This is a genomic window from Streptomyces sp. NPDC001970, from assembly GCF_053594115.1.
Genome location: NZ_JBSFDW010000024.1, coordinates 1 through 11,915, shown reverse-complemented (window position 1 = coordinate 11,915; position 11,915 = coordinate 1). Strand labels below are relative to the sequence as shown.

Sequence of the window (11,915 nt, the reverse complement as noted above, 5' to 3'; positions counted from 1 at the left end):
GATCACCAATCACGCAGAAAAAGGCCCACGGACCGAAGTATGGACGCCGGGCACCCACGCGACGTCGACCCGTCGATTACGGGCCAGCCGCACCAGGTGACGGGCAAAGTTCCCGACCTGATGGGCAACATATCGAGGACGCTTGGTAACTGGGCGGACATGCCAGCGGCGGTACCAATTCCGGTACCGCCGCAACCCTTTGTACGGGCCTGCTACGGGCCTGTACGGGCCGGGCTCGCCCGGATCTCCTACGCCGCGCCCCGCTGCAATGCCTCGCAGACCGCCGTCGACTCCCGTACGCCGAGTTCGACCGCACGGCCGCAGTGCGCGATCCAGGCCGCCATCCCCTCCGGGGTTCCCGACACGTAGCCGTCGAAGGCCGTGACATACGCCTCGCGGCCGAGTTCCGCGTGGCCGACCTCGGCCGGGCAGATCGACTTGGGGTCGAGCCCACTGCCCACCAGAACGATGCGTTCGGCGGCCCGGGCCACCAGCCCGTTGGACGAGGAGAACGGGCGCAGGGCGAGCAACTCGCCGTGCACGACCGAGGCCATCACCAGCGCCGGAGCCGAACTGCCCGCGATGATCAGCCCGGAAAGCCCTTCGAGCCGGCCCGCCATCTCGTCCGCGTCCGGCAGCGGTGCCTCGATCAGCGGCTCGTCCACCTTCTCGCCCGCGAGACGGGGACGGCCGACCGTCTCGTCCGGTGCCGCGCCGCTCGCGGCCACGAGATGCAGCCGGGCCAGCACCCGCAGCGGGGATTGCCGCCAGATGGACAGCAGCTGGCCGGACTCGGCGGTCAGCCTCAGGGCCGCGCCGACGGTACGGGCCTCGCCGTCACTGCCGAAGTCGCTCCGCCGGCGCACCTCTTCGAGCGCCCAGTCGGCACCCGAGAGTGCCGCGGAGGCACGGGCTCCGCGCAGCGCCGCCTCCGATGCGACCTCATTGCTGCGGCGGCGCATGACCCGGTGGCCGTAGACCCGGTCCACGGCCTTGCGTACGGAGTCCACGGCATCCGCGACTCCGGGCAGGGCGCCCAGTGCGGCAAGAGGGTCAGAGGCGTTCGTACTCATAGGTAACGAGGCTACGCGCAACCGAGGCCCACCCCACGTTGGAGTGGTCTTCTTCACGCACTCCGGACACCGTGTGCATGCGAGCCGCTACCGTAGGTGAACATGAAGATCGCTTTCGTAGGGAAGGGCGGCAGCGGCAAGACCACGCTGTCCTCGCTCTTCATCCGCCACCTCGCGGCACAGCAGGCCCACGTCGTCGCGGTGGACGCCGACATCAATCAACACCTGGCCGCGGCGCTCGGACTCGACGACGACGAGGCCAGGGCGCTGCCCGCGATGGGCGCGCAGCTCACGCTCATCAAGGACTATCTGCGCGGCACCAATCCGCGGATCGCGTCCGCCGCAACGATGATCAAGACCACGCCCCCGGGCGAGGGTTCACGGCTGCTGCGGGTACGGGAGGACAACCCCGTCTACGCCGCCTGCGCGCGAACCGTCCGGCTGGACGACGGCGAGATCCGGCTGATGGCGACCGGCCCGTTCACGGAGGACGATCTCGGGGTGGCCTGTTACCACTCCAAGGTCGGGGCGGTGGAGCTGTGCCTCAACCATCTCGTCGACGGCCCGGACGAGTACGTCGTGGTCGACATGACGGCCGGTTCGGACTCCTTCGCCTCCGGGATGTTCACCCGATTCGACATGACGTTTCTCGTCGCGGAGCCGACACGGAAAGGCGTCTCCGTATACCGGCAGTACAAGGAGTACGCCCGGGACTTCGGCGTCTCGCTCAAGGTCGTGGGCAACAAGGTGCAGGGTCAAGACGATCTGGACTTCCTGCGTGAGCAGGTGGGCGAGGATCTGCTCGTCGCGGTGGGGCACTCGGACTGGGTGCGGGCGATGGAGAAGGGCCGTCCGACCCACTTCGGGCAATTGGAGGAGCACAACCGCGCGGCGCTGCGGACGCTGCAGACCGAGGCTGACGCGTCGTACGGCGGCCGCGACTGGGAGCGCTACACGCGCCAGATGGTGCACTTCCATCTGAAGAACGCGAAGAGCTGGGGAAACGCGAAGACGGGGGTCGACCTGGCCGCGCAGATCGACCCCGCCTTCGTACTCGGGGAACCGGCCGCGGAGATCAGCGCCCCGCAGCCGGCCTGAGCGAGCCGGGCCGGCCCGGGCCGGCCCCGACGGCGCCCGGCCCGACCGCGCCGGGTCGGTGCGGAGCAACAAGGTCACGAGTCACCCTGCCGAGGGGCACCTCACCGCGAGCCAACCCACCCGGAGCCGTCAAGCTCCGAGGAGGCCACACCAGGCCCGGCACTCCAAGCCCCGGTCCCGAAACGGCGTCGCCGCCCAGGACCGACTTGGCGAACGCGGTCGACCGGTCGGACTCGGCCGACCCAGCGGCTCCGGCCGGTTTCTCGGGCTTGGCGGGCCTGACAGGCTGGGGGGTCGTGAAGGCCTCCCAGCCCCGCTTCGGCGACTGGCCGACCTTGAGCGTGCGCAGCTTCGCCAGGATCTGCGGGTCCTGAGCGTCGAGCCAGTCGGCGAGCTGCCGGAACGACACGCACCGGACTTCCGGCTTCACGCAGACCGCCCCGATGGCCTCCTCGACGGCGCGCATGTACGTGCCGCCGTTCCAGGACTCGAAGTGGTTGCCGATGATCAGCGGTGCGCGATTGCCCTGGTATGCCCGCTCGAAGCCCTGGATCAGACCGTCGCGCATCTGGTCTCCCCAGTACCTGTGCATATGGGGCGCGTCCTTGCTCGTCCTCGACTGATTGACCATGAAGTTGTAGTCCATGGCGAGCGCTTCGAAGGCGCGGCCCGGGACGGGGATCCTCTGGAGCGGAAGGTCCCAGAGGCCACGCTCCTTCCTGGGCCAGACCTGGTCGCCGACGCCGCTGGTGTCGTAGCGGAAGCCCAGTCGGCTCGCGGCCCTCATGAAGTTCTCGCGCCCCTCCAGGCAGGGGGTGCGGGCGCCGATGAGCTCCTTCTCGTAGTCGAAGGGCAGCGGTTCTTCCTTCTTCAGTCCGGCGTTCGTCTTCCAGTGCTTCACAAAGGACTTGGCCTGGCTGATCTCGCTCTCCCACTCCTCCACCGACCAGGTGCCGACGCCTGCCTCCGGGCCGCAGAAGTGACCGTTGAAGTGGGTGCCGATCTCGTTGCCCTCGAGCCAGGCACCGCGCAGCTCTCGCACGGTGCCCCTGATTCCCCGGGTGTTGTTGAAGCCGATGTCGGAGCGGCCGCGCGGGTGCTGGGGCGGGTCGTACTTCGTGGCCTTCTCCTCAGGCAGCAGATACACACCGCTGAGGAAGTAGGTCATCGTCGCGTCGTACTTCCTGCCCACCGCACGGAAACGGGAGAAGAGCTTCTGGCTGTCCTCACTGGCACCGTCCCAGGAGAACACCACGAACTGCGGTGGTTTCTGACCGGGCTCCAGGCGCTTCGGCCTGGGCACTCCGGGCTGGGCTCCCGTGTAGGCGGTCGAGCCGTCGCCGATGAGGCGGATCACCCTGACGGGGGCGGCGGCTCCGTCCTTCGTCCCGGGTAGGCCGAACCCGGGACCGGAACCGTCGGCACCGGAGCAACTGGCCATGCCGACGGCCAGCACCGCGGCGACACCGAGAGCGAACTTCTTCGTGGCGGGCAGCATTCGTCCACCCTCTTCCCTCGTTTGCAGTGATTCTCTGCTTATCTGCGGATATGACTGCGTTCGTCAAATTCGCACCCATTCGAGGAGGCGGAATCGCGACAAGCCGAGGCGAAGTGATTAATCACCGAAACGGGTGAACAGCTGCCCTATTTGCCCCGAAAATCATGCCGCAGTCTTTACTCTGCATTACGATCCATTTACCGAGAGTTGAGACTGCGCTGACGCCGAGCCAGGCGCGGCAGGTCGAGGCTCCGGGTTCGACCATCCCGCCGCTGTACGCCGTGACCCACGGCCGCGACCCCCACATTCCGCGACCGCGCTGCCCCGGAGGAGACGGGAACCATGTCCGCCTGCGTCCCCTTTCGCATGAATGGCCCCAACCGCGACGAGCCCGAAGATCGCGGTGCGGCCACCCTGCCGGCCACCCCCACCTCGGCCACCACCGCCCACGTCGGCACGACCCGCCTCCAGCGCCCGCCCAGTCCGCCCGGGACTGCACCCGGGCAGGCACCGCAGACACCCGGGCAGGCCGAGCAGACGCCCGAGGAGCAACCGCCTGAGGACCACCAGCCTGAGGACCACGGTCCCGAGGATCGCCGACCCGGCCGCCCCCAGCCCGTCGGATCCGGTCGCGGGTCCCGCGGCTCCGGGCGCCCCGGGCGCCCCGGCAAGGGTTTCCGGATCTCAGGCGCCGATCTGTCCGCCTCGATCGGCGTCTTCCTGATCGCGCTGCCGCTCTCTCTCGGCATCGCGCTCGCCACCGGCGCGCCCCTCCAGGCGGGCCTCGTGGCAGCCGCCGTCGGCGGTGTCGTCGCCGGGCGGCTCGGCGGGGCCCCGCTGCAGGTCAGTGGGCCCGCGGCGGGACTCACCGTGGTCACGGCCGACCTGATCCAGCAGTACGGCTGGCGCACCACGTGCGCCATCACCGTCCTCGCCGGCCTCACTCAGCTCGCGCTGTCCGCGCTGCGAGTGGCCCGCTCCGCCCTGGCGGTCAGTCCGGCGATCGTGCACGGCATGCTGGCCGGCATCGGCGTCACGATCGCCCTCGCGCAACTCCACATCGTCCTCGGCGGCACCCCGCAGAGCTCCGCGGTCGACAACGCCCGCGGGCTGCCCGGCCAGTTGGCCGTTCTCCATCCCGCTGCGCTCTCGGTCAGCATCCTGACCGTCGCCGTGCTGCTCTCCTGGCCACGTATCCCGGGGCGCACCGGCCGGGCCGTACGGAAGATCCCGGCCGCGCTCGCGGCTGTGGGCGTCGCGACCGCCCTGGCCGTGGCCGCCGGGCTCAGGCTGCCGCGCGTCGATCTTCCCTCCTGGAGCAGCCACGCCCTGCCCGAGCTGCCCGAAGGGCCGGCGCTGGGCATCGCCGCCGCCGTCCTCACCATCACGCTGGTCGGCAGCGTCGAGTCCCTCTTGTCCGCGGTCGCCGTCGACAAGCTGATCTCGGGCCGCAAGAAGCCCGCGGTCCGCATCCCGCGCGCCGACCTCGACCGCGAGCTGACCGGTCAGGGCGCGGCGAACGTCGTGTCGGGCGCGCTCGGCGGGCTGCCGGTCACCGGTGTTGCCGTGCGCAGCTCCGCCAATGTGGCGGCGGGCGCCGTGAGCCGTCACTCGACGATGCTGCACGGGCTGTGGATCGCGGTCGCCGCACTGCTGCTGGTCCCCGCCCTCGATCTGATCCCGCTGGCCACCCTGGCGGCCCTGGTGATGGTCGTCGGTATCCAGATGGTCAACATCACGCATCTGCGCAGCGTGCGGCGGAACCGCGAAATGCTGGTGTACGCGGCGACCATGACCGCCGTCGTGTTCACCGGGGTGCTGGAGGGCGTGGCCATCGGGATCGCAGTGGCGGTCGCGGTCGCGCTGCACCGGCTGACCAGGACCCGGATCACCGTGCAGGAGCAGAAGGGGATCCACCGGGTCAGGGTGCGGGGCCAGTTGACGTTTCTGGCCGTGCCACGGCTGAGCCGCGTGCTGGGAAAAGTGCCCCATGACGCCGACGCCGTCGTCGAGTTGGACGGCTCGTTCATGGACCACGCGGCCTTCGAGGCGCTGCACGACTGGCAGGCGGCCCATGAAGCGCATGGCGGGACGGTCGCGTTCACCGGCCGCTCCGGAGGCCGGATCGCCGAGCCCGCCTCCGAGTCGCACGCCTGCTGCAGGCCCTGGACGCCCTGGCGGAACCACCACTGCGGAGAGCACCCTGCCGCCGCGCCCGAGCGGTGGCCGGTGCCGCCCAAGCACCAACTGGCCAGCGGGCTCAGTTCCTTCCAGCGCAACACGGCCCCGCTGGTGCGGGAGGAGCTCGCGCGGCTGGCGCGCGAGGGCCAGCGCCCGTCCCAGCTCTTCCTCACCTGTGCCGACTCCCGCCTCGTCACGAGCATGATCACGGCGAGCGGTCCTGGAGATCTGTTCACCGTGCGGAATGTGGGCAATCTGGTGCCGCTGCCCGGCGAGGAGAGCAGGGACGACTCGGTCGCGGCGGCGATCGAGTACGCCGTGGACGTCCTGCAGGTGGATTCGATCACCGTATGCGGCCACTCGGGCTGCGGGGCGATGCAGGCCCTGATGGCCGGCCCGCCGGAGGGCGCGGACACGCGGACCCCGCTGTGGCGCTGGTTGCGCCACGGCCGGCCCAGCCTGAAGCGGATGACCTCGCGGCAGCACTCCTTGGCTCGGATCTCCGGGCGGCTGCCCGCCGATGCGGTGGAGCAGCTGTGCCTCACGAATGTGGTCCAGCAGTTGGAACATCTGCGCGCGCACAAGGCGGTGGCGCGACGGCTCGCCGAGGGCACTCTGCAGCTGCACGGGATGTACTTCCACGTCGGCGAGGCTCAGGCGTATCTGCTGGCGGGCGGCGAGGAGACGGACCGTATCGACGAGGTCTTCGACCGGGTCACCGCCGTACCGCCGGCGCTGAAGGACACGCCCGCCTGACCGGGCGCCGCGGCCCTCCCCTCCACGCGCCGAGCCACCCGTCCCGGCGCCGAGCCACCCGCCCTGGCACCGGGTCGGCCGCCCACCCCGGCGCGGAGCCGCCCGGCCGGCCGGGCACGCTGCGCGTCCTGAACCGTTCGGGCGCGAGATACGTGAGAACGTATGGCCCCTCCTCCCCACCGCCCGGGGATGAGGGGCCACCCGCGCCGCACAGGTCTAAACCAATTCCCGGAAGGCTCTTGTCACCCGGCCATCCGGCTGGTGAGCTATGGCCTGGGACACATAGGCACATAGGACGCCCTGGGAAAGGGAGATGTCGTGAGCAACGAAAGCCTGGCCAACCTGCTCAAGGAAGAGCGGCGGTTCGCGCCGCCGGCCGAGTTGGCCGCGAACGCCAACGTCACGGCCGAGGCGTACGAGCGGGCCGAGGCGGACAGGCTTGGCTTCTGGGCCGAGCAGGCCCGGCGCCTCACCTGGGCCACCGAGCCGACCGAGACCCTCGACTGGTCGAACCCGCCGTTCGCCAAGTGGTTCGCCGACGGCAAGATCAACGTGGCGTACAACTGCGTGGACCGCCATGTCGAAGCGGGCCACGGCGACCGCGTCGCCATCCACTTCGAGGGCGAGCCGGGCGACCACCGGGCCCTCACCTACGCCGAGCTCAAGGACGAGGTCTCCAAGGCGGCCAACGCCCTGACCGAGCTGGGCGTCACCAAGGGCGACCGGGTGGCCGTGTATCTGCCCATGATCCCCGAGGCCGTCATCTCGATGCTCGCCTGCGCCCGGATCGGCGCCGCGCACTCGGTGGTCTTCGGCGGCTTCTCCGCAGACGCCATCGCCACCCGCATCGAGGACGCCGACGCCAAGCTCGTCATCACCGCCGACGGCGGCTACCGGCGCGGCAAGCCCTCCGCGCTCAAGCCCGCGGTCGACGAGGCCATCAGCCGCGTGGACCGTGTGTCGCACGTGCTCGTCGTGCGCCGCACCGGCCAGGACGTGGCGTGGACCGAGGGCCGGGACGTGTGGTGGGACGACATCGTCTCGCGCCAGTCGGCCGAGCACACGCCCGAGGCGTTCGACGCGGAGCACCCGCTCTTCATCCTCTACACGTCGGGTACGACGGGTAAGCCGAAGGGCATCCTGCACACCTCGGGCGGCTACCTCACCCAGACGGCCTACACCCACCACGCCGTCTTCGACCTCAAGCCCGAGACCGATGTCTACTGGTGCACCGCCGACATCGGCTGGGTGACCGGCCACTCGTACATCACGTACGGCCCGCTGGCCAACGGCGCGACGCAGGTGATGTACGAGGGCACGCCCGACACCCCGCACCAGGGCCGGTTCTGGGAGATCGTGCAGAAGTACGGCGTCACGATCCTCTACACCGCGCCGACCGCGATCCGTACGTTCATGAAGTGGGGAGACGACATCCCCGCCAAGTTCGACCTCTCCAGCCTGCGCATCCTCGGCTCGGTCGGTGAGCCGATCAACCCCGAGGCCTGGATCTGGTACCGGGAGCACATCGGCGCGGGGAAGACCCCGATCGTCGACACCTGGTGGCAGACCGAGACCGGCGCGATGATGATCTCTCCGCTGCCGGGCGTCACCGAGACCAAGCCCGGCTCCGCCCAGCGCCCGCTGCCCGGCATCTCCGCGACCGTCGTCGACGACGAGGCGAACGAGGTCCCCAACGGCGGCGGCGGCTATCTGGTCCTGACCGAGCCGTGGCCGTCGATGCTGCGCACCATCTGGGGCGACGACCAGCGGTTCATCGACACCTACTGGTCCCGCTTCGAGGCGAAGTACTTCGCGGGCGACGGAGCCAAGAGGGACGACGACGGCGACATCTGGCTGCTGGGGCGGGTCGACGACGTCATGCTCGTATCCGGGCACAACATCTCGACGACCGAGGTCGAATCCGCGCTCGTCTCCCACCCGAAGGTCGCCGAGGCGGCCGTGGTCGGCGCGGCGGACGAGACGACGGGCCAGGCGATCGTGGCGTTCGTGATCCTGCGCGGCACGGCGAGCGAGGACGAGGGACTCGTCGCGGATCTGCGCAACCACGTGGCCGCCACGCTCGGACCGATCGCCAAGCCCAAGCGGATCCTGCCGGTGGCCGAGCTTCCGAAGACCCGTTCCGGCAAGATCATGCGTCGGCTGCTGCGTGATGTCGCGGAGAACCGTCAGCTCGGCGATGTCACCACCCTCACCGACTCCTCGGTGATGGACCTCATCCAGTCCAAGCTGCCGACCGCGGCCTCGGAGGACTGACCAGCCCAGAAGGACACGACGACAAGCAGGGCATCCACGGCGCATCGCCGGGGTGCCCTGCTTGTCGCGTTTGCACTTAAAGTGAGGATTCCGGTGCATCTCGCGCTCTTAGGTAAACTAAGGAACACATCAAGAGCGTGACAAGAAAAACTAGGTGTGCCGGGAAGTCTGGTCGGCAATGTGCTTCGCCTTGCCCACACGACCGGAGGTCCCTGCCGTGGCCGCGCCCACTCCCCCGACCCGCAAGTTCCTCGGACGCCTGTCGCTCCCCGAGCACACCTTCGTCGCGGACGCGCTGCGCACCGAGACCGTCGGTGGTGTTCTGCTGCTCGCCGCCGCGGTCACGGCCCTCATCTGGGCGAACACACCGCTGAGCGCCGGCTACGACGCCGTGAGCGACTTCCACATAGGCCCGGCCGCGCTCGGCCTCGACCTCTCCCTCCAGCACTGGGCCGCCGACGGACTGCTCGCCATCTTCTTCTTCGTCGCAGGTATCGAGCTCAAGCGTGAGCTGGTCGCCGGCGAGCTGCGCGACCCCAAGGCCGCGGCACTCCCCGTCATCGCCGCGATCTGCGGCATGGCCGTCCCCGCGCTCGTTTACACCCTGGTCAACGTCACGGGCGGCGGCTCCCTGGGCGGCTGGGCGGTGCCCACCGCCACCGACATCGCCTTCGCGCTCGCCGTCCTCGCGGTGATCGGCACCTCGCTGCCGGCCGCGCTACGGGCCTTCCTGCTCACCCTCGCCGTCGTCGACGACCTCTTCGCGATCCTGATCATCGCGATCTTCTTCACCGACGACTTGAACTTCGCCGCGCTCGGCGGGGCGGTCGTCGGCCTCGGCGTCTTCTGGCTGCTGCTGCGCAAGGGTGTCCGCGGCTGGTACGTCTACATCCCGCTGGCCCTCGTCATCTGGGGCCTGATGTACAACAGCGGCGTCCACGCCACCATCGCCGGTGTCGCGATGGGCCTGATGCTGCGCTGCCACCACGAGAAGGGCGAGGAGCACTCCCCCGGTGAGCACATCGAGCACCTCGTACGGCCCATCTCGGCCGGGCTCGCCGTGCCGCTGTTCGCGCTCCTCTCGGCCGGGGTGAGCGTCTCCGGCGACTCGCTGCACGACGTCTTCAGCAGGCCCGAGCCCCTGGGCGTCGTCCTCGGTCTGGTCGTCGGAAAGACGATCGGCATATTCGGCGGAACCTGGCTCGCCGCGCGGTTCACCAGAGCCGAACTCAACGACGAACTGGCCTGGCCGGACGTGTTCGCCGTCGCCTCACTCGCGGGGATCGGGTTCACCGTCTCCCTCCTCATCGGCGAGCTGGCCTTCGCCGGGGACGTCGCCCTGATGGACGAGGTCAAGGCCGCGGTCCTGATGGGCTCGCTCATCGCCGCTGTGTTCGCCGGTGTGCTGCTCAAGCTGCGCGTACGCAAGTACCAGGCGCTGTACGAGGAGGAGGTGCGCGACGAGGACCTCGACGGCATCCCCGACATCTACGAGCAGGACAAACCGGAGTACCACCTTCGGATGGCCGCGATCTACGAGGCGAAGGCCGCGGAGCACCGGCGCAAGGCGGAACTCGCGGGTGCATCGCGCAGCGACGGCGACAGTCCGGCATGATCTGAGTGCATCAGACCGCAAAGAAGCCCCCTACCAGCGTCTTTCCCGCCAGTAGGGGGCTCGGTCATGCCGCCTGGGCCGTCTGTGGGCCGTCGTTCGCCTCACTGCCCGTCCGATAGACGCTGTCCACCGCCTTCCGGGTGCGTCCCTCGCTGCTGGGCATGAGGTGCGTGTACGTCCGGAGCGTGAACCCCGGGTCGCTGTGCCCGAGGTACTGGCTCAGAGCCTTGATGTTCTCCCCCGCGTCCAGCAGCACGGATGCGTAGAAGTGGCGCAGCGCGTGCATACCGTGCTCAGGAGCCTTCTCGTACTTCTCGCCCGCGGCCGGCGTGGGGATGACTCCAGCGCTCGCGCGTTCCGCCGGATGGCTTGCCCCTCGCCGTTCGTGAAGAACAGCGTCTTGGTCACGGGCGGTCCGTCGGGCTCGCGCCACGGGAGGGTGATCTCCACGGGCGGGTAGGTCGTCATGTGGATCGCCAGAGCCTCGCCCACCGCCCCGGGGAGCGGGACGTCCCGCTCCTTTCCACCCTTGGGGGGTGCGAAGACCGGCTGCCCCCTTACGAGCTTCACCTGATAGGCAACGTGCAGCCAACCGCCGAGGAAGTCAGCCTCGTCGGTGGGAAGTCCGAAGATCTCCCCTTGCCGCAGTCCGCAGCCGCCCCCGAGGTCGGCCGTGGCACGATACCGACCGGGGAGACCGGCGCGCACGGCGAACACCCACTCGGCAGGCCACGGCTTCACCCGAGTCGGCGACGGCTTGGGGGCCTTGACGGACTCAGCTCGGCACGGATTCTTCGACAGAAGTCCGTCGTCTACGGCCGCAGTGAGGACAGCGGAGACGTTCCCGAAGATGGCGCGCCGGTACGACGCGGCCGGCACCGTGTCCTCAAGCTGACGAACCCAGCTTCGAACGTGTCCCGGCTGGAAGGACCCGAGCGGACGCGTACCCATGTATGGGAAGGCATGCAGCCGGAGCCGCATCTCCACAGCGTGGCGTGTACCGATGTCCGAGGTCTGCGCGCTGAGCCACTTCTCGGCGTACTGCTGGAACGTGATGCGGCTCGCCTTCGGATCGATGTACTGGCCGCGCGCCATGTCTGCTTCGATCTGTGAGAGCCACTGTTCCGCAAGTCGCTTCTGCTTGTCGGGGAAGGACTTGCTCTTCTCGGTGCCGTCGGGGCCTACGTAGCGGGCGCGGTAGCGCATGCCGGTGCCGTGGCGTTCGGTCTTGACCCGGCGGGGCCTGCCGTCGGGGCCGTTCTCGGTCTTGAACCAGCGGTCTTGGATGTGGCCGGCCATGAAGGCTGTGGTCCCTTCTCGCAAAGTCTCGGCAACGGGTGAAACGAGGGCCACGGACGGCGGATGAAAAGTGAGCCACTCTGCGATCTCTTGATCATCCTGACTTCACTGGTTCTGAAGT

Annotated in this window: 6 protein-coding genes and 1 pseudogene; 4 read left to right on the top strand and 3 right to left on the bottom strand. The window is 69.3% G+C overall.

The genetic code is table 11. From position 1 onward, the window contains the following. Positions 1 to 248: 248 nt before the first annotated feature. Positions 249 to 1,073 carry an oxidoreductase gene (locus ACWCP0_RS26045; protein WP_451081208.1) on the bottom strand — a complete coding sequence of 275 codons (825 nt, stop codon included), beginning with the start codon at positions 1,071 to 1,073 and terminating at the stop codon, positions 249 to 251. A gap of 102 nt (positions 1,074 to 1,175) precedes the next feature. Here ACWCP0_RS26045 and ACWCP0_RS26040 point away from each other — a divergent pair, with 102 nt between their 5' ends. Next, complete coding sequence (locus ACWCP0_RS26040) at positions 1,176 to 2,171, top strand: ATP-binding protein (RefSeq protein ID WP_451081207.1); 996 nt, start codon at positions 1,176 to 1,178, stop codon at positions 2,169 to 2,171. On the opposite strand, the gene ACWCP0_RS26035 is transcribed toward ACWCP0_RS26040, so the two are convergent. Next, positions 2,149 to 3,669, bottom strand: a complete 1,521-nt coding sequence (locus tag ACWCP0_RS26035; protein WP_451081206.1) for a hypothetical protein — start codon at positions 3,667 to 3,669, stop codon at positions 2,149 to 2,151. The two genes, ACWCP0_RS26040 and ACWCP0_RS26035, sit on opposite strands and share 23 nt — an antisense overlap. Positions 3,670 to 4,011: 342 nt before the next feature. Between ACWCP0_RS26035 and ACWCP0_RS26030 the strand changes: the two genes are divergently transcribed. From ACWCP0_RS26030 to nhaA, 3 genes are all read left to right on the top strand, one after another. Next, positions 4,012 to 6,606 (top strand): SulP family inorganic anion transporter, encoded by a 2,595-nt coding sequence (locus ACWCP0_RS26030; protein WP_451081205.1) that lies wholly within the window; start codon positions 4,012 to 4,014, stop codon positions 6,604 to 6,606. Between the two features lie 318 nt (positions 6,607 to 6,924). Further along, complete coding sequence (acs, locus tag ACWCP0_RS26025; protein WP_451081204.1) at positions 6,925 to 8,880, top strand: acetate--CoA ligase; 1,956 nt, start codon at positions 6,925 to 6,927, stop codon at positions 8,878 to 8,880. A gap of 217 nt (positions 8,881 to 9,097) precedes the next feature. Then, positions 9,098 to 10,495, top strand: coding sequence for a Na+/H+ antiporter NhaA (gene nhaA / locus ACWCP0_RS26020; RefSeq protein ID WP_451081310.1), 1,398 nt, complete (start codon positions 9,098 to 9,100; stop codon positions 10,493 to 10,495). A 64-nt stretch (positions 10,496 to 10,559) separates the two neighbouring features. Here the strand turns inward: nhaA and ACWCP0_RS26015 are convergent. Then, positions 10,560 to 11,794: pseudogene (locus ACWCP0_RS26015) on the bottom strand (tyrosine-type recombinase/integrase). Between the last annotated feature and the right edge of the window lie 121 nt (positions 11,795 to 11,915).

Coding starts and splice junctions, on each gene's coding strand:
- ACWCP0_RS26045 (WP_451081208.1), bottom strand. CDS start 1,073: ATGAGTACGAACGCCTCTGACCCTCTTGCCGCACTGGGCGCCCTGCCC.
- ACWCP0_RS26040 (WP_451081207.1), top strand. CDS start 1,176: ATGAAGATCGCTTTCGTAGGGAAGGGCGGCAGCGGCAAGACCACGCTG.
- ACWCP0_RS26035 (WP_451081206.1), bottom strand. CDS start 3,669: ATGCTGCCCGCCACGAAGAAGTTCGCTCTCGGTGTCGCCGCGGTGCTG.
- ACWCP0_RS26030 (WP_451081205.1), top strand. CDS start 4,012: ATGTCCGCCTGCGTCCCCTTTCGCATGAATGGCCCCAACCGCGACGAG.